The organism is Flavobacterium sp. B167r, assembly GCF_056824315.1.
The window spans coordinates 1,417,210-1,435,970 of record NZ_CP124859.1 but is presented as its reverse complement, the minus strand read 5'-3'; the positions used below and the strand labels follow the sequence as shown (position 1 = coordinate 1,435,970).

At 33.5% G+C, this 18,761-nt stretch carries 18 protein-coding genes; 12 read left to right on the top strand and 6 right to left on the bottom strand.

Annotated elements, in window-relative coordinates; genetic code table 11:
* Positions 1-155 precede the first annotated feature (155 nt).
* Positions 156-827, bottom strand: a complete 672-nt coding sequence (locus QLQ96_RS06540; protein ID WP_482495673.1) for a hypothetical protein — start codon at positions 825-827, stop codon at positions 156-158.
* 178 nt (positions 828-1,005) lie between these two features.
* Here QLQ96_RS06540 and QLQ96_RS06535 point away from each other — a divergent pair, with 178 nt between their 5' ends.
* From QLQ96_RS06535 to QLQ96_RS06515, 5 genes are all read left to right on the top strand, one after another.
* Positions 1,006-1,494: a nuclear transport factor 2 family protein gene (locus tag QLQ96_RS06535; protein ID WP_482495672.1), complete on the top strand. Its 489-nt coding sequence runs from the start codon at positions 1,006-1,008 to the stop codon at positions 1,492-1,494.
* Between the two features lie 263 nt (positions 1,495-1,757).
* The gene (locus QLQ96_RS06530) at positions 1,758-3,140 is read left to right on the top strand and encodes an ammonium transporter (protein WP_482495671.1); all 1,383 of its coding nucleotides are present in this window, start codon (positions 1,758-1,760) and stop codon (positions 3,138-3,140) included.
* A gap of 178 nt (positions 3,141-3,318) precedes the next feature.
* Positions 3,319-3,996 carry a tRNA (guanosine(46)-N7)-methyltransferase TrmB gene (gene trmB, locus QLQ96_RS06525; RefSeq protein ID WP_482495669.1) on the top strand — a complete coding sequence of 226 codons (678 nt, stop codon included), beginning with the start codon at positions 3,319-3,321 and terminating at the stop codon, positions 3,994-3,996.
* Positions 3,997-4,037: 41 nt separating this feature from the next.
* On the top strand, positions 4,038-4,676 hold the full coding sequence (locus tag QLQ96_RS06520) for a LysE family transporter (RefSeq protein WP_482495668.1): 639 nt from the start codon (positions 4,038-4,040) through the stop codon (positions 4,674-4,676).
* Between the two features lie 140 nt (positions 4,677-4,816).
* Positions 4,817-5,143, top strand: a complete 327-nt coding sequence (locus QLQ96_RS06515; protein WP_111286436.1) for an MGMT family protein — start codon at positions 4,817-4,819, stop codon at positions 5,141-5,143.
* Between the two features lie 125 nt (positions 5,144-5,268).
* Here QLQ96_RS06515 and QLQ96_RS06510 read toward each other — a convergent pair whose 3' ends face one another.
* Together QLQ96_RS06510 and QLQ96_RS06505 are read right to left on the bottom strand one after the other, a co-directional pair.
* On the bottom strand, positions 5,269-6,594 hold the full coding sequence (locus tag QLQ96_RS06510; RefSeq protein WP_482495666.1) for a sensor histidine kinase: 1,326 nt from the start codon (positions 6,592-6,594) through the stop codon (positions 5,269-5,271).
* Between the two features lie 146 nt (positions 6,595-6,740).
* Positions 6,741-8,102 carry a sigma-54-dependent transcriptional regulator gene (locus tag QLQ96_RS06505; RefSeq protein WP_482495664.1) on the bottom strand — a complete coding sequence of 454 codons (1,362 nt, stop codon included), beginning with the start codon at positions 8,100-8,102 and terminating at the stop codon, positions 6,741-6,743.
* A gap of 159 nt (positions 8,103-8,261) precedes the next feature.
* On the opposite strand from QLQ96_RS06505, the gene QLQ96_RS06500 reads away from it, so the two are divergent.
* The 3 genes from QLQ96_RS06500 (at position 8,262) to QLQ96_RS06490 (ending at position 12,898) form a co-directional block, all read left to right on the top strand.
* On the top strand, positions 8,262-9,506 hold the full coding sequence (locus QLQ96_RS06500; protein ID WP_482495662.1) for an efflux RND transporter periplasmic adaptor subunit: 1,245 nt from the start codon (positions 8,262-8,264) through the stop codon (positions 9,504-9,506).
* Between the two features lie 122 nt (positions 9,507-9,628).
* Positions 9,629-10,336, top strand: coding sequence for an ABC transporter ATP-binding protein (locus tag QLQ96_RS06495; protein WP_482495660.1), 708 nt, complete (start codon positions 9,629-9,631; stop codon positions 10,334-10,336).
* Positions 10,337-10,468: 132 nt separating this feature from the next.
* Positions 10,469-12,898, top strand: coding sequence for an ABC transporter permease (locus QLQ96_RS06490; protein ID WP_482495658.1), 2,430 nt, complete (start codon positions 10,469-10,471; stop codon positions 12,896-12,898).
* 63 nt (positions 12,899-12,961) lie between these two features.
* On the opposite strand, the gene QLQ96_RS06485 is transcribed toward QLQ96_RS06490, so the two are convergent.
* On the bottom strand, positions 12,962-14,560 hold the full coding sequence (locus QLQ96_RS06485) for a L,D-transpeptidase family protein (protein WP_482495656.1): 1,599 nt from the start codon (positions 14,558-14,560) through the stop codon (positions 12,962-12,964).
* 407 nt (positions 14,561-14,967) lie between these two features.
* On the opposite strand from QLQ96_RS06485, the gene QLQ96_RS06480 reads away from it, so the two are divergent.
* The 4 genes from QLQ96_RS06480 (at position 14,968) to QLQ96_RS06465 (ending at position 17,509) form a co-directional block, all read left to right on the top strand.
* Positions 14,968-16,098, top strand: coding sequence for an Mrp/NBP35 family ATP-binding protein (locus tag QLQ96_RS06480; protein ID WP_482495655.1), 1,131 nt, complete (start codon positions 14,968-14,970; stop codon positions 16,096-16,098).
* 102 nt (positions 16,099-16,200) lie between these two features.
* Entirely contained in the window at positions 16,201-16,440 is a 240-nt protein-coding gene (locus QLQ96_RS06475) for a NifU family protein (RefSeq protein ID WP_095929732.1), read from the top strand.
* A 214-nt stretch (positions 16,441-16,654) separates the two neighbouring features.
* Positions 16,655-17,134, top strand: a complete 480-nt coding sequence (locus QLQ96_RS06470) for a hypothetical protein (protein ID WP_482495653.1) — start codon at positions 16,655-16,657, stop codon at positions 17,132-17,134.
* 57 nt (positions 17,135-17,191) lie between these two features.
* Positions 17,192-17,509, top strand: coding sequence for a 2Fe-2S iron-sulfur cluster-binding family protein (locus QLQ96_RS06465; RefSeq protein WP_091490641.1), 318 nt, complete (start codon positions 17,192-17,194; stop codon positions 17,507-17,509).
* Positions 17,510-17,552: 43 nt separating this feature from the next.
* Here the strand turns inward: QLQ96_RS06465 and QLQ96_RS06460 are convergent, their stop codons facing one another.
* Positions 17,553-18,233 carry a DUF6058 family natural product biosynthesis protein gene (locus tag QLQ96_RS06460; protein ID WP_482495651.1) on the bottom strand — a complete coding sequence of 227 codons (681 nt, stop codon included), beginning with the start codon at positions 18,231-18,233 and terminating at the stop codon, positions 17,553-17,555.
* On the bottom strand, positions 18,230-18,745 hold the full coding sequence (locus tag QLQ96_RS06455) for an SMI1/KNR4 family protein (protein WP_482495649.1): 516 nt from the start codon (positions 18,743-18,745) through the stop codon (positions 18,230-18,232). Before QLQ96_RS06455 ends, QLQ96_RS06460 begins: the two co-directional genes overlap by 4 nt.
* Between the last annotated feature and the right edge of the window lie 16 nt (positions 18,746-18,761).

Sequence of the window (18,761 nt, the reverse complement as noted above, 5' to 3'; positions counted from 1 at the left end):
TATTTTTTTAACCATATAAGTGATATAATTAAATTTAAGATCTTTACTTAATGTTACTCCTAAAAAAGCGAAGCCGCAAAGTAGTTATACTTTGCGGCTTTTTATTTTTGAGATTAATTCTAAAATGAACTTATATCATTTATATGGTTTATAAACTATTTTGGCAACGGAGCTCCAACTGCAATATCGCAACGGTGACCTGGTTTTCCGTGTGGCGGATTCATACCGTCAGCAACCGCAGTTTCGTTACTTTCTGTACTCAACAATGCTGGAACTGCATTTGATGGCGGAGGAGTTACCGTAAAGTTCTGTGTAACCGTTCCGGTTTGTGCTGTATTTGTAGTCGCAGCAGTTGTTTTTGCAGCAGGCGAATTTAATGGCGCTCCAACTGGAATATCACATCTATGACCTGGCTGTCCGTGTGGCGGGTTCATTCCTTTAGCCACTTTAACTGGTTGTTGGGTTGTTGTCGTAGTCACTACCTGAGGCTGGCTCATCTTTACAGTTTGCCCTGCTTGTGCCGTAACTTGACCTTGCTGTTGAGGTGCCGAATTTAAAGGCGCGCCAACCGCAATATCGCAACGGTGACCCGGTTGTCCGTGCGCAGGATTAATTCCTTTTGTATCGCTTAAAACTGTATTTGGGTTTGTTGCAGCATTTTGTGCTACTGGCGCAGCGGCAACAGCAGCTTTAGTTGTATCTTTTGCAAGTCCTAACCTTACTAATTCGGAAGTTGCTGTACTTGCTTGCGGTTCTAATTCCTTTTTACAGGAAACGAACAATAGAGAAGTTACAGCGAATGAACTTATAAGTAATTTTGCCTTCATGACTGGGGGTATTTTTATTGAGAATCAAATATAGTGGTTTTTTGAGAGATTAAATGACATGAGTAATGTTAATGATAATTAAACGCAAAATCTTTAATTATTTTGAAAACTTCCATTTCCTTAAATAACTTATATGGTTCAAAAAAAATTATACCTTTAAAGTCAAATAATAATACTCATGAAAAAAACACTTTTACTTCTTTTATTCGTTGCTTCTTTTGCGAATGCACAAACAGACAAAAACAAAATCAATCAAACTTTAGATGCTTGGCATAAAGCTGCTGCTGAGGTAAAATTTGACGCTTATTTTAGTGTATTAAATTCTGATGCGATTTATATCGGAACTGATGCTACAGAAAATTGGACTAAAAAAGAATTCGCAGTTTGGGCAAAACCATTTTTTGACAAAGGAACAACATGGAACTTTAAAGCCTTAGAACGTCATATCTTTTTTGACAAAAGCGGAAAAATTGCTTGGTTTGATGAATTATTAGATACACAAATGAAAATTTGCCGCGGATCTGGAGTTTTAGTTAAAGTAGGTAACGAATGGAAAATTCAGCATTATGTTCTATCAATGACAGTTCCAAATGACGAAGTTGATGCTGTAACAAAGATAAAAACGCCAATTGAAGACGCATTGATTTCAAAACTTCAGAAAAAATAAAACATTTTAAGCTTTTGTTATTATAAACATAACTTTTTGAGCACTTTACAGAAAGCACTGCGGAATTATTTTTAATTAATTCGTCAAAAACAGTGCTTTTTTGTAACTTTAGAATAAGATACTGTCAAAAAAACGTGCCGTATTTTACAAAATCAATCAAAATAAAACCCATACCTCTATTTTATCAGCCTTTAAAACAAGAATCTTTATTTTTTTCTAACTTTGACCCCAAAAAAAATAGGGTTAAACAAAGTATTTTAAAAATGAAAATAGAAAAACGCTGGATTATTTCCTTTATTATCATAAGCGTCGTGTGTACGATAGGTGCATTTTGGCCGACAGTTACAGAAAATAATTATGTTTTGTCTGAATTTGGAACTACAGACAACATTGTTCCTGCCGACGTTGCCTGGATGCTTACTTCGAGCTGTCTGGTTTTAATCATGACGCCAGGATTGTCTTTCTTTTATGGCGGAATGGTAGGCAAGAAAAACGTTATTTCGACCATGCTTCAAAGTTTTATCTGTTTAGGAGTGGTAACACTTTTATGGGTTGTTGTTGCATTTAGTTTGGCTTTTGGAGAACCGGTTGGTTTTGGTTCTGGAGATCATTTTTACAGCTTTTTCGGAAATCCGACTACTTTTGCTTTTATGGATTATGTGGGTGTTTTGCCTCATAAACAATTGGCAAACACGATTCCGTTTATGCTTTTTGCTTTGTTTCAAATGAAATTTGCAATTATCTGTCCAGCGATTATTACAGGTTCGTTTGCAGAACGTGTTCGTTTTATTTCTTATTTGGTTTTCATTAGTTTATTTACCATTTTTATATACGCTCCTTTATGTCACGCCGTTTGGTATCCGACAGGAGTTTTAGGAAGTTATTTTGGAGTAAAAGATTTTGCTGGAGGAACTGTGGTGCACATGAGTTCTGGTTTTGCAGCTTTGGCGGGAGTTATTGTTTTAGGAAAAAGAAAAAACAGTCAGCATATTCCAACCAATATTCCTTTTGTTTTATTAGGAACTGGAATGCTTTGGTTTGGCTGGTTCGGATTCAACGCTGGATCTGCGCTTGCTGCCAACGGAACCGCTGCTATGGCTTTTGCTACAACTACAACTTCATCTGCCGCAGCAATGCTTACTTGGATTTTCTTTGATCGAATGAACGGAAGAAAAGTTTCTGCTCTTGGAGCTTGTATCGGCGCTGTTGTTGGCCTTGTTGCCATTACGCCTGCTGCCGGATTTGTTTCTGTACCAGAAAGTATGTTCTTCGGATTCATCACAGCTTTGGTTTCTAACACGGCTGTAAATTGCAAATATTCTAAAAGATTTGACGATACGCTTGACGTTTTTGCTTGTCATGGTGTCGGTGGAATTATGGGAATGATTCTAACGGCTGTTTTCGCTCACGGCGAAAATGCAAGTTTACTTCACGGCGGATGGAATGTTTTCGGACATCACATGATGGCTTTAGTTTTGGTTTCAGTCTTTACTTTCTTCGGAGCTTATTTCTTGTTTAAAGTAACGAATTTCATTATTCCGCTAAGAGTTTCAGAAGAATCAGAACACATCGGATTGGATTTATCGCAACACGACGAATCTCTTGATCCAAAATCACAACCAATTACAGAACCTCATTACGGTTAATTTTTAGTTTTGCCACGAATTACACTAATTTTCACGAATTATTTTTTTTATCAGCAAAGCTGAATTATCAAATAGAAATTCGTGAAAATTCGTGTAATTCGTGGCAAAAAACTTTTAAACACAATTCAACTACTTTCATTCGTTTATATTCCTTAATTTTGCGGAAAATTTTTGTAAAGTGGGAAGTAAAAATAAACTAAAAAGATTCAGAGAAAACGAAACATTTCAAAACGTTTTTCAACCAACAAGAGAAGAAGTTGTAGGCGATTTAATGCCTTTAAAAGGAAAATGGAACTCTGATTTCTTTAAAAATGATAATCCATTAGTTTTAGAATTAGGATGCGGAAAGGGAGAATACTCTGTTGGATTAGCAGAAAAATACCCAGACAAAAATTTTATCGGAATCGATATTAAAGGAGCGCGTTTCTGGAGAGGTGCAAAAACTGCTGTAGAAGATGGTCTTCATAATGTTGCTTTCGTTCGTACTCAAATAGAATTGATCAATCATATTTTTGCTGAAGGCGAAGTGGATGAAATCTGGATTACTTTCCCAGATCCGCAAATCAAATACAAGAGAACGAAACACAGAATGACTAATTCTGAATTCTTACAATTGTACAAAAAAATCTTGAAAAAAGACGGTGTTGTAAACCTTAAAACCGATAGCGAATTTATGCACGGTTATACTCTTGGATTGCTTCACGGAGAAGGCCACGAAGTTTTATACGCGAACCACAACGTATATAAAAACGAAGGAAGTCCTGAGGTTGTAACTGCTATCCAGACTTTCTACGAAAAACAATATTTAGAAATTAATAAGGCAATTACGTATATTCGTTTCAAAATTAAAGACTAACTTTAATTTTGAGACCTTTATCTAATCGATTTAACCACTAAATGACGTATCTTACCCCACTAATTTCAGGTTTTATTGCCGCTGCCATTGGAACTATTCCGCCTGGATTGCTTAACATGACAGCTGCCAAAATAAAAATGAAAGAAGGGAAAAAGAATGCGATGTCATTTGTAATTGGTGCCGTTCTAGTTATTTTTTTTCAGGCTTACGTTGCCGTATTATTTGCCCGCGTCATAGACAATCGCCCAGATGTGGTAACGTTATTGCGTGAAGTTGGTTTCGCCATTTTCTCGATCTTAACCATTTATTTTTTATTTTTTGCTAAAGATCCAACAACAAAGAAAAAAGCAAAGATTAAAAAGAGCAGCAAAAAAAGCCGTTTCTTTTTAGGAATGCTGCTTTCTGGATTGAACTTCTTCCCTATTCCTTATTATGTTGTAGTAAGTGTAACACTTGCTTCGTATCATCTTTTTGTATTCGAAAACACCATTATTTTAACCTTTGTATTGGGCTCGGTTATTGGAGCTTTTGCAATTTTATATAGCTATATTGCCTTCTTTGGAAGAATAGAAAAGAAAACCGATTACTTCATGAGAAACATGAATACCATTATCGGATCTATTACAGGACTAGTTGCTCTTGCGACACTTTTTAATATCTTGAATTATTACTTCGGATAAAAATTTACGCTACAATTAAAAGGATTTGAATGATTCTTTCTTTCTGGCTTTTCAATTTTTCTCGCACATTCAACAGATTTTAGCAGATAAATAGTAATTTTAAAATCCCTATAATCACTTTAATCTGTGGCAAAATAATTATGGCTGAAGAGAATTTTTTCGAAAGAGTTTATGTAATCGCCAGGCAAATTCCGTTTGGAAAAGTAACTTCTTATGGCGCTATCGCGAAAGCTTTAGGAACAGCTCGTTCTGCAAGAATGGTAGGCTGGGCAATGAACGCTTGTCATAATATGGATGACGTTCCCGCCCACAGAGTAGTAAACCAAAAAGGCCTTCTGACAGGAAAACATCATTTTGACGGAACCAATTTAATGCAACAGCTTTTAGAAAATGAAGGCATTAAAGTAGTCAATAATCAGATTGTAGATTTTGAAAAGCATTTCTGGAAGCCTGAAGTTGAAAGCTAGTTTCAATAAGTGCTTCCTGCAAGGTTTTCAAAACCTTGTAGGTTTGATCTTTATTTTTGAAGTAACCATTCTTGACTTAAATATATACCTACAAGGTTTAAAAAACCTTGCAGGAAAACGACAAATTAGATCAAGCAAATCACAAAACTCGTTTGATCTTCATCTGTTTGGTAGCTTAAATAGCCTCCATGAGCTTCGATGATGTTTTTAGAAAGCGTTAATCCGATTCCCGCGCCGTCTTTTCTTGTGGTGAAAAATGGCAAGAAAACTTTATCTCTAATTTCAGTATCTACACCTTTTCCATTGTCAGAAATCACAATAAAAAAGCGATTGTTTTCGGTATAACTTGAGATAATCAGTTTCTTTTCTTCTTTTTCTTTTAAAGCATGAATACTATTGGTAATCAAATTGATAATTACCTGTTCCATCTGATTTTTATCAATTAAAATCGATCGTGAACTGTGAATTTCATTTAGCAATTCAATTCCTTCTTCTTTCAAAATCGGACTCATAATACGCAAACAATCTTCAAACAAAGCATTAATCGGCGTCATTTGTTTGTTCGGCGTTGGAAGCATCGCCAGTTTTCGATAATTTTCTACAAAAAATTGTAAATGATCGCTTCTATTTATTATTGTCGAAATACTGCTTTTAATATCTTCAAAATCGTCTTCTTCCAATTCTTCCTGATCTACAATATGAAGTAAATTCTGCGAAAGCGCACGAATTGGCGTTAGAGAATTCATTAATTCGTGTGAAATAATCTTCATCAAATTAATCCAAGCTTCTTTTTCTTTTTTCTCGATAACACGCTGAATACTATCCAACAGAATAATAAAATACTCTTGGTTATAAGTTTGTGTGCGAGAAGTCTGAAGCATAAAAGTCTGCAAATCCTGCTCTTCAATTTTAATTGAAATTGCTGTTTTCAATTCGCCAAAATCTACGTTTTCAATTTCATTGCAAAGTGCTGGAAGATAGTTTTTAAGATATTTCCAATGACTTACTTTGGGCACTTTGAATAAACTCGAAAAACAATCATTCATTATAAAAATCGACCAATCCTCATTTTCTTTTTCTAGAATTAAAGCTGCAGTATCGATACTGTTCAAAATCGAACGATAGATCAATTCTTTGGATATCTGTTCTTGTTTTTGAGATTTTAAAGCATCATATAAAAGATATAAACTATTGAAATTGTTTCTTTTATGTTCTTCTGGAAAGTGCGCAGAAAAATCGTCGTGCAAAATGGAATTTATCGTTTTGTCATAAAATAGTAATTGGTTTTTGACAAAAAAATACATTTCAAAAAGAAAAATCAAAACAAAAACGCCAACTAAAATTGCATTGAATTTGAATCCGTTGTACAACAAAAAAGCACTGCAAAGAAAAAGCGCCATTATAAACACAACTCTTATAAACAACGCATTATAAAACTTCCAATTCTTCATTATTTTGCTTGAATTGCCTCCAGCTTTAGCTGGAGAGATAAAATTATTTATAGGAATAGGCTTTAGCCAAATGTGTATGTTTGGCTAAAGCCTCTAATCTTTCTTTATTCTTTACATCCAGCTAAAGCTGGACGCAACTCATTTTTTTAATTCTTCAAATCGTATTTTTCAATTCTTCTGTATAAAGCAGCGCGAGACAAACCCAATTCTTCAGCGGTTTTACTGATATTTCCGTTATGTTTAAAAAGTGCTTTTTCAATCGCCCCTTTTTCCATTTCAGATAACGGATTTTCATCGTTTTCCTGAATTTCTTCAAAATCCAAAATATCCAGATCCATTACAGAAATTGTGTTGTTTTCTGCTAAAATTAAAGCACGTTCGATCTTGTTTTCCATTTCACGAACATTTCCTTTCCATGGATATCTTTCTAAATAAGTCGCTGCATTTTCTTCAAAATGCCATCCCGAAGCTTCTAGACTATGATTGTATTTTTCGGCAATTTGTTCTAAAATAAAATTTGCCATCGGTACAATATCATCTTTTCTTTCTCGTAAAGACGGAAGATTTATTTCCATCGTATTGATTCGGTAAAGCAAATCTTCTCTGAAAGTTTTGTTTTTTACTTCTGTTTTAATATCGCTGTTTGTCGCCGCAATAACACGTACATTGAGCGGTCTTGGTTTGCTTTCTCCTAAACGTGTTACGGTTTTGGTCTGTAAAACATGAAGCAGTTTCGCTTGAAGATGAAGCGGAATATTCCCGATTTCGTCTAAGAAAATAGTCCCGTTTGAAGCAGTTTCAAAACGCCCAGGAGTATCAATTTTAGCATCTGTAAAAGCGCCTTTGGCATAACCAAAAAGTTCGCTTTCAAACAGATTATCGCTCAGAGAACCTAAATCTACATGCACAAAAGGCTGATTTTTTCTTTCGGAATGCTGATGAATAAGTTCCGCAAAAACATATTTTCCTGTACCATTTTCGCCTAAAATTAAAACATTGACATCTGTTCTGGCGACTTTTTCGGCAATAGAATAAGCTTGTTTTATTTTGGCTGAAGTTCCGACAAAGTATTTTTTTTCGGTTTTCTCAACTTTTTCAGTTGCTTTTTTAGTGTTTTTTCTACTTTCTGTAACCGCTTTATCAATAGTATCTAGCAGTTTTTCATTATTCCATGGTTTTAAAACATAATCAAAAGCACCGATTTTAATGCCTTCTACAGCAGTTTCAATTTTGCCAAAAGCCGTCATTAAAATCACAATAGTGTTCGGAGAAAGTGTTTTAATTTCTTTCAGCCAATGAATTCCTTCTCGCCCATCTTCAAAACCAATTCGATAATTCATATCCAGCAAAACCACATTTATGCCATTTTCGCTTAAAATTGAAATGATTTTTTTTGGACTATTAGCTGTAAAAATCGTTTCGAAATGTTTTTTGAGAATCATTTTTGCAGAAAAAAGAATTTCTTCCTGATCGTCAACAACTAATATTTGGGCTAGCTTTTTTCTCATGTGGTCTTTTTTCTGTCCGCTTTCGAACGGTCAACTGTTCATTATCGAACACTAGTTTTTTGAGGCGTTTGTTAAAACCTCTTTAAAATCAATACTTTACAGATAATAAATTTTATGGCACAATATTTACCTATTGATTGTCAGTAAAATATTAAAAAAATGGACACGGTAATTCCTCGTAAAAATAAAAAAATTAGATATCTCGCAATAGCAATTGCTGTTTTTTTAGTTTTGGTTACCATCTCGGTTTTTGCTTTCAATACCAAAAGAACTTTAAACGTTAAAGCAGATGAATTGACAATCCAGAAAGCGGAAAAAGCTTTTTTTGAAGATTTCGTGGTTTTTCAGGCAAAAGTAGAACCTTTGAATATGATGCTTGTAAATGTTACCGAAGGTGGTTCTGTAAAAGAGATTTTTGTAGAAAACGGAGCAATGGTTACCAAAGGTCAATCGCTAGCTCGTTTGTACAATCCTAATACAGAATTGAATTACCTGACTCAGGAAACCGCTATTATCGAGCAAATCAACAACTTAAATACGGGAAAATTAAATATCCGAAATCAAGAATTAAACCTCAACAAAGATTTGGTTCTGATTGAACACGATTATAACGATGCTAAAAGATTGTACGACATGAATGCGAAGCTTTATGAAAAAGATGTAATCTCTAAAAACGATTGGAATACTTTCAAAGAAAGCCTACGTTTTCAAGATGAACGCAAAAAAACGATTCAGCAGAGCATTCAAAAAGAAAAACAATCGAATCAAGTTCAGATTTTGCAAATAAATCGTTCGATCCAGACGATGGAAAAGAGTTTGGATATTCTTAGAAATAACAAAAAAAACTTTTTAATCACAGCGCCAGAAACAGGACGATTGACTTCTTTTGAACCTGTTTTAGGAAAAACTTTTCAGGCTGGAGCAAGCATCGGAAAAATTGACGCTAATAAAGGCTACAAACTGACTGCGGATGTTGATGAATTTTACTTAGAAAAAGTTAGAGAAGGTTTAAAAGGTCAAGTAGAATTTAAAGGAAAAAATCTTGAAGTCATTGTCACCAAAGTAATTCCGGAGGTTAAAGGCGGACGTTTTACTGTAGAATTAGCTTTTGCCTCTAAAGAAAATATGGTTCTTCAAGACGGACTTAGCTTTGGCGTGAAATTGATTTTATCTGAAAAGAACAAAACGCTAGTAATTCCGAGAGGCGCTTTTAATCAGGAAGCGGCTGGAAAATGGATTTTCGTTGTCAATGGAAACAAAGCTGTAAGAAGAAATATCAAATTAGGACGCGAAAATCCTTCTTATTATGAAGTTTTAGAAGGTCTAAAAGAAGGCGAATCTGTAGTAACTTCTTCTTATACCGATTATAAAGATATTGAAGAGCTAGCGCTTGAGAAAGAATAGTTTTGAGTCGCAGTCACAGTCACAGTTTGCAATTTACAATTTACAACTCACAATTATAAAAGTCATCGTTTCAATCATCAATCAAAAAACGAATTTAATAACATTTCAAAACCTTAAAAATTATGATCACAATTCAGAATTTAACCAAAGTTTTTAGAACAGAAGAAATAGAAACTGCTGCTTTGAGCGGTATCAATTTAGAAATAAAAAAAGGAGATTTTCTAACGATCATGGGGCCTTCAGGATGTGGGAAATCGACTTTATTGAACATTATTGGTCTTTTGGATAGCGCAACCGACGGAAGCTACAAATTATTAGACCAAGAAATGATTGGCCTGAAAGAAAAAGGAAGAGCAAAAGTGAGAAAAGAAAATATCGGTTTCATTTTCCAAAACTTCAATTTAATCGATGAACTTTCTGTTTACGATAATATCGAATTGCCTTTGCTTTACAACAACGTAAAGGCTTCTGAAAGAAAACAAAAAATCGAAGCGATTGCTGAGAAACTGAACATCTCTCATCGTTTGAAACATTTTCCGCAGCAGCTTTCTGGAGGACAACAGCAAAGAGTTGCCGTTGCAAGAGCTTTGGTAAATGACCCAAAAATTATTTTGGCCGATGAGCCAACAGGAAACTTAGACAGTAAAAACGGTAATGAAGTAATGGAACTTTTAACCGATTTACACGCCAAAGGTGCTACTATTTTGATGGTTACCCACTCTGATTATGATGCTTCTTTTTCGCAAAGAACCATTCATATGAAAGACGGAGTTATATTTTCTGAGAAATTAAATCAACGCAATGTTGATGTTTTTATGGACGCTAAATAATAAAATGATGATTAAAATTATTGTTACTGCACTCGTAGTTCTGGTAGAATTTGTCTGCAGAATATTTACTATGCTTTAAAACCAAAAGCATTACAAAAACAGCCATATCAACTATAAAAAATATACATCAAAATGATTTTTAACTGGTTTAAAATATTTATATATCATTTAAAGCAAAGCAAATTGTTTTCGTTTTTAAATGTTTTAGGATTAAGTATTGGAATTGCGGCAATTATTTTTGCGATTCTTTACTGGAATAACGAACACTCGTACGATCAATGGAATCCAGGAAAAGAGAATACGTATATGGTTCTCAACAGAATAAGCTCTGGAGATACTTGGGGTTCTAACTCGATTCCGTTTGGAGAAACTTGTAAAGCTACGATTCCAGAAATTGAACAGATTTGCTTTTTCACCACTTGGTATGATCAAGATATCATCAAATATAAAGATCAAAAACTGATGACTAAAGACATCACTATGAGTGATGAAAATTTCTTCGATTTTTTTCCTTTTGAGATTGTAAAAGGGGCAAAAACTAATATTTTAAAAGAAAAAAACAGTGTCGCTATTTCTGATGAACAAGCTAAACTGCTCTTTAAAGACGAAGATCCTATTGGTAAATCTATCACTTACTATAATAAAAATTATACTGTTAAATCTGTATACCACATTATTAGACCTTCTTCTATAGAACCAACTTATGTTTTTAGCGGTGTAAAAAGAGAAAACGACTTAACTCAATGGGGAAATTTTAATTATGGTTTATTAATTAAAACCAAAAAAGATGCACCTGTAGCCACTGTTTTAAAGAAAATGCAGAATGTTTATTATGTAAACAGAACGATAAAAGATGCTAAAGAAAGCGGCATGACTGTAGCTGCTTATGTAAAAGAAAATGGCGAAACAGAAGTCATTTTAGATCAATTGAAAACATCTCGTCTGTACGGAACTAAAAGTTCTGCTGGGCAAAATTATCCTGAAGGTGTTGGGAATTTAAAACTTCTTTACATTATGGGAGGTTTATCTATTTTGATTTTAGTTTTATCATTGGTAAACTATATCAATTTAGCAACTGCATCGGCGATAAAACGTGCAAAAGAAGTTGGAGTCCGCAAGATTGTAGGCGCATCAAAAAACCAGATTGTGGCTCAGTTTATTTTTGAAACTGCTATAATTGTGACACTTTCCATTTTATTCGCTTTGGCGATTGTAGAACTTTCATTGCCATATTACAATAATTTCTTGAACAAAACCTTGAGTATGAATGGCAGTGAATTTTACCTGCAACTCTTTTTAATATTTGGATTAGTAATCATTTTTGCGGGTATTTTCCCTGCCATTTATATCTCAAACTTCGAAACTTTAAAAGTTTTAAAAGGAAATTTTTCAAGAAGCAAAAGCGGAATCTGGATTCGGAATTCGATGCTTATTTTTCAATTCGGAATTGCGGCATTCTTTATCATAGGAGCTTTAATTGTTAATTCTCAGGTTAATTATATGATGGAGAAAGATTTGGGCTTTAGCGGCGATCAAGTGATTTCAATTCCTTATAATACTTCAGACAGACTTAGAAGAACTGAACAATATACAGCTGCAAAGCAAGAAATAAAAAAGATTCCTGGCGTTGTAGATGTTTCTACGTTTGCAGGAGCTTTTGGAACAACAAGCGGTTCAAGTTCAGGATTTAAACATAATGGCATTTTTGTACAGCCAAAAAACATCGAAATGGATTTTGGTTTCTTAGATATGATGAAAATAAAAATAGCGAAAGGCCGCGATTTATCTCCTCAATATGCTTCAGACACTATAAACAGCATGCTTTTAAACGAAACATTGGTCAAAATGCTAAATTTAAAAGATCCAATTAATACAGTCATTACTTCTGGATGGAGTATAAATGGTGGCGATAATTTAAAATTTAAAATTGTTGGAGTTGTAAAAGATTTCAATTTGACTGGATTACAAAATAAAATTCCGCCAATGGTTTTTATAAATCTGAAAACTTTAAGATGGAATAACTTTAATCATGTGCTTGTAAAGGTGTCTCCAAATAATTTAACAGAAACGTTGGAAAATTTGAAATTATTTTGGGGCAAAAACGTAAATCCAGACTATCCTTTTGAATACGAATTTGTTAACAAAGGATTTGCAAAGACTTACGACGAACAAATTAAGCAAAAAAACCTGTTTTTCATCCTAAATCTGGTTGTAATTATAATTGCAATCTTCGGATTGTTTGCTTTGGCATCATTTTCGATGGAGAGAAGATTGAAAGAAATCGCCATTCGAAAAACTTTAGGAGCTGAAACAGATATACTCTTAAAAGAATTGTCGAAACAATATATTATTTACTGTTTTATAGGATTTGGAATCGGAATTATTCCTGCTTATATATTGTTACAAAAATGGCTTGAAGATTTCGCTTTTAGAATTGGAATATCATCCGTTCCTTTTGTAATTGCCCTGATTTCTCTTTTGCTTTTAACATTATTAATTGTTTTAACAAAGGCGTTTCAGGTAACTAAAATAGATGTATTAAAATATCTAAAATACGAATAAGCTTGTAGACCATTTTTTTTAAGAAGCCCGACAGATTTCAGTAAAATCCGTTGGGCTTTTATTTTAGTCTTTCATCGTTACTGCTTCAGAAGAATAAAGAAGCTTGTCTAAACTTTCATCGCGACCGTAAACATCTGGATAAAAATGAATTTCTCCGTCTTCCTGAACCCAGCAGGTAAAATAACCTATATAAACTGGGATTTTATTTTTAAGCATGCAAGTCGTTTCTTTTTCTCCACTCATCGCTTTATCAATTTTTTCTACAGGCCAGTCTGGATCATCTTTTAAAATATGCAATGCCAATTGTCTTGCTTCTTTTACATTAATACAGCCGTGACTGAAAGTACGGTTCTCAAAATCAAACAACGTTTTTGCCGGTGTGTCATGCATGTAAATATCATTCGGATTTGGGAACATAAATTTGACTAATCCCAGTGAGTTCTTTGGGCCTGGCTTTTGCCTTACTTTGCCTCCATTCCACTCCATATTATGTTCTGCGAGATAATTTTTATTGCTTGCAATCTGCGATTTCAATTCATTCTGGACAATACTATTTGGAACATTCCAATACGGACTAAAAACGATTCGATCCATATTTCCGCTAAAAATTACAGTTTCATTCATTCTGTTTCCAACAAATATATCCGACATCAAATCTATTTTATCATTTTTGACATAAAACATCCTAAACGACGGAATATTAACCATTACAAATTCCTGCGCGCGTGCCAATTTAGTCGGAATCCATCGGCAGCGTTCCATATTTATCACAATTGTTCTAATTCTTTTACTTACGGGCTCATTCATCTGGTTGATATGATCTCGCGTTATGACATAATTCAATTTAAGATTATACCTTTTTTTATACTTCATAATCCCAAGCATTAATTCTTCGTCATAAATATCGCTTCCAGTATCTCTGTTTAAATCTCCTACCACAAACAAACGATTTCTAATTTGTTTTATCGCAACTGCAGTGTCATCTGGCCTCATATCTTTATAAGTCGCGCTATCTATTGTGATTTTCTGCCAAAGACCATCTTTTTCTATTTTTCTGTATTTTTTTAAAGCATCCTGAAGTTTGTAATATTGTTTGAATAGCAGATAATCATCCTCATTCAATCGATCAGAATCAACAATAAGCGAATCTAAAATTCGAGCATACGAAATGGTTTTTGCAGGAAGAAACCAGCCTATTTTTTTCAGCGTTGCAGGATCTACTCCAGAATACACATTGCTGGCATAAAAAACATACATGCTTGTAAGAAGTAATTCTGTATCTATATGAGGCGGATCAATGTTATCACTTTCATTAAATGCTTCATCAATAACATCTTTGTAAGGCATTTTATCCTCTATTCCTTGATCTTTAAGAACATTGACTTTTTGGTACAATAATGCGCCCAATTCTGTTATGTTTTTATCATCATACCAAATAGATTTGTATTGCTTTGCTTTATAAATATCTTCCACATCTTTCTGATATTTTTTAAGCTTAGGATATTTTTTAAAAAATGCATTTATAGCAGTAGTATTAACCGTTACTTCTTCGTAAGAAACAACGACATTGTCTATACTTCTGATTTTGTCTGGAAGAGACTTAAATGAAAATGCAAAAAAACTGGTCGCAATAAGAATTGATAAAAAAGTAAAATTTCGCATATTTTTAAAGTTTAAAATTGTAGAAATAACTTTAAAAAAAACACAGAAAACCCAATAACTACTTCAAAAAACTTTAGTTTTCAACTATTTTTTTTATATCTGGCAATCATCGATTTGGGCTATCAAATATAACGAAGTTTTGTGAGAATTTTATTTAATTAAAAGAAAACTTATATAAAAATCATTTCTTTAATTCAAAAAAAACTTCAACAAAGGGATTAAAATCTTAATTACTATTTTTAATGAAAAGTTATGTTGAATAATTTTGAATAATCTCAATATCAATAATTACAATCCAAAAACGCTTAATTTCCGAACTTAATCCGTTATCTTTGCACCCTGAAATCAGTTTAAATAAATATAATCTTATAAGACTGATTTCTCAGAATAAAAAATAGCCCATTACAATGAAACTAGATAGAAAAGAAATTCTAAAAGCCTTAGAGACAATCACTATTGCTGGAGAAGGAAAAAATATGGTTGAAAGCGGCGCAGTAACCAATGTTATTACATTTGGAGATGAAGCTGTTGTAGATCTTGTATTGCATACACCTGCTATGCACATTAAAAAAAGAGCTGAAGACGATATTAAAAAGACAATTCATGATTTAATATCGCCAGACGCGAAAGTAAAAGTAAATATTAAAGTAGAAGCTCCAGAGAAACCGGAAATTAAAGGCCGTTCTATTCCTGGAATCAAAAATATTATTGCAGTTGCTTCTGGAAAAGGAGGAGTAGGGAAATCTACTGTAACTGCAAACTTGGCTGTTACGCTTGCAAAAATGGGTTTTAAAGTTGGAGTTTTAGATGCTGATATCTACGGACCATCTATGCCAATTATGTTTGACGTTGAAAACGAAAAACCAATTTCTGTAACCGTTGACGGAAAATCAAAAATGAAACCTATTGAAAGCTACGAAATTAAAATGCTTTCAATCGGATTTTTTACGGCGCCAAGCCAAGCTGTAATCTGGAGAGGGCCAATGGCTGCAAAAGCATTAAACCAAATGATCTTTGATGCAGATTGGGGAGAATTAGATTTCATGCTTCTTGACTTGCCTCCTGGAACTGGAGATATTCACCTTTCTATCATGCAGTCGCTTCCTATTACTGGAGCTGTGGTAGTAAGTACTCCGCAAGCAGTAGCACTAGCAGATGCTAAAAAAGGAGTCGCAATGTTCATGCAAGACAACATCAATGTTCCTGTTTTAGGAATTATTGAAAACATGGCTTACTTTACACCAGAAGAATTGCCAGAAAACAAATACTATATTTTTGGACAAGAAGGTGCTAAAAACCTTGCTCAAGATTTAGACGTACCATTTTTAGGAGAAGTTCCTATTGTACAATCTATTCGTGAAGCAGGAGATTACGGTCGCCCAGCTGCATTGCAGACGGCTTCTCCAATAGAGAAGGTTTTTGAAGAAATTACTAGAAATGTAGTGCAAGAAACAGTAAGCAGAAACGAAAGCTTACCTGCAACTGAAGCAATCAAAATTACAACAATGGCAGGCTGCTCTGCAGTTAAGAAAAACTAATTTAGATAATTAGATAATGTGCCAATTGGATAATGCGAATAATTTATCCAATTACCAAATTTTCTAATTGGCACATTTTCATAATTGACACATTCAAATATTATGACAACAGAAGAATTAACAAGTAATGTTTTACTGGCCTTAGATGAGATAAGACCATTCTTAAAATCTGACGGTGGAGATATTTCATTGATTTCTATCGAAGATGACAAACATGTAAAAGTTCGTTTGGAAGGAGCCTGCATTAGCTGTAGCGTTAATCAAATGACGCTAAAAGCGGGTGTAGAAACAACCATAAAAAAATATGCGCCACAAATTGAAACTGTGGTAAACGTGATGTAACAAAAACAGTGCTTTTTTTCAAAATTAGTCCCTTTAAGTTTAACAAGAATAATAGGTGATTTATCTTTTGATTAATAAAATGATAAAATAACCCCTGAAAAAAGCTGTTTTTTGTCATATTCATAAAAAACAACGCAAAGATTTAAGAGTTTCCGTTAAGGAATTGTTACATTTTTAACTTAAATTTGTCACAAAACCCTTAAAATCTTAAACTATGAAAAACTATTACGCTCTTTTTTTATTATTGTTTTTTGTTTCTGTAGATTATGCCCAAAGTAAGAATGTTGTGGTTGACAAGGCTTGGGTAAGTGAAGCTGAAGAATGGTCTGATTTTCAATATTCAGGTAAAATCGTTTTTTCAATGAATCCGAATGATGAACCTGGAACATTAAGAATTGGAAACTACGATTTCTTATACGATTTTGTAGAAGGAAAAGCAAAATTTACAGTAAAAACAACTTACAGTTCTGCTGAATTTTCTCATCCGAGAAAGCTTTCGGCTTCAACTGATAAACAAGGAGTTTTAAACACAACTTACGAAGGAACATTAGTTTTCCAATCTGACAGAGATTATTATTCTGTAATTGCAGTGATTACAATTCTTGAAAAAAACGACAGTGTTCTCGGTGTAAAAATGCGCTTAAAGGACAACAATAGAAAAGAATACGCATTTAGTACTAAACCTACTAGCTAATATAAATTAGGATTTTTTCACGTTATCAAATCCTGCCAAAAAATTCCAATAATTAAAATGGATGTATTAATTAAAATTAAAGATCGAGAAGGAGTTATACACGAATTACAAGCTCCAACTGATATGGCAATGAATATAATGGAGTTATGCAAAGCATACGAACTTCCTGTTGAAGGGACCTGCGGAGGAATGGCCATGTGCGCTTCTTGCCAGTGTTATGTTCTAAATGATGTTGCATTGCCAGAAATGGGTGACGATGAAGAAGCCATGCTTTCGGAAGCATTTTATGTTAAATCTAATAGCCGTCTAGGCTGTCAGATACCAATTACTGAAGATTTAGAAGGATTGGAGTTAGAATTGGCACCAGAATACTAAAAAATACAAAAGCGAGAATTTTTAAGTTCTCGCTTTTTTGTTTTTAATACTTTTTAATCAATTCATTCAAAGAAAACTCCTTTAACAATTTATCCAAATATTTCCCTCTACTGCTTAATTCACGCTGATAAGGAGCAAATAAACTTGTTGATTTATTAAGTTCATCATTTAGTTCTTTCAGATAATTTTCTTCTTCTATTGTTTCTGAAGATGATTTATTAGCAATAAAATCCAGAATTCGTTTAATAGCAATTTCTTTTTCGATAATAGCCTCTTCATTATTATTTAAAGTACAGATTCCGTAAACACCCTTACAGAAATAATCCCATTCTTCTTCTAGAACTTTATCGGCTTTTTCAGAATCTATGTTGCCGTTTTCATCAAAAACATTTCCATAAGCAAATGCTTTGTTGTGATGATTATTTAAATTAAAAAGTAGATTTTGCTTAAATTCCTTTTTCAATTCTTCATAAGATTCTTTGCTGTTTTTCTTAATTAGATCTAAGATATTTTTAGCAAAATACCTCTTAGAAATCTTTATTTCATGAAGATCATTTAAAGGCGAACTAATTGTTATTGCTGAATTAACAACATAAGAAGGCGACGGAATTAATTTTCTTTCCACAAGAGACTCTAATTCTTCTGACGACAGATTTGTAAGCTTCTTTATTTCTTCAAATTCAAGATAATTATCTTCGATATATTGTATATTCAAATCTTTCATTCTGATTCTTTCGTTATTAATTCTTCTGGATTAAAAGGCTCAAATTCTCTTTCAGAAAATGCTTCTGTCAAAATTCCCGCTGAACAAAGCCAGGTAACAGTTTCTTCCAGTGAATCTCCTGCTTTATAAATCATTTCGCTGTAGCGTGGCAAAATGTAATATTGACTGTTTAAAAGAATAATTTCGTCACCATCAAAAGTATCTCCAATTCTGATAGAATTTAAAACCTCCTCTTTCGTTAAAACTTCTTTTCCTTCATCCCAAAACCAATATTCGGTTATACGGTTTTTCCATTCTTCCAAAGTTAAAATAATGGTTTCCGGAAGATAAACTCGTACATAAGTGCCTCCTAGAATTCCGCTTCCGTATTTTTGAACGTACTCTCTATAATCTTCATCAAATACTACATTCAATGTCTTTTCGCAAGCCAGAATATCTTCTTCATCGGCTGTAAATAAGTCTGTTTTATTGGTATTATAGTTCGGAATTATTTTATAGTTATCGAAATTCATAAAGCGTAAGTTTTAA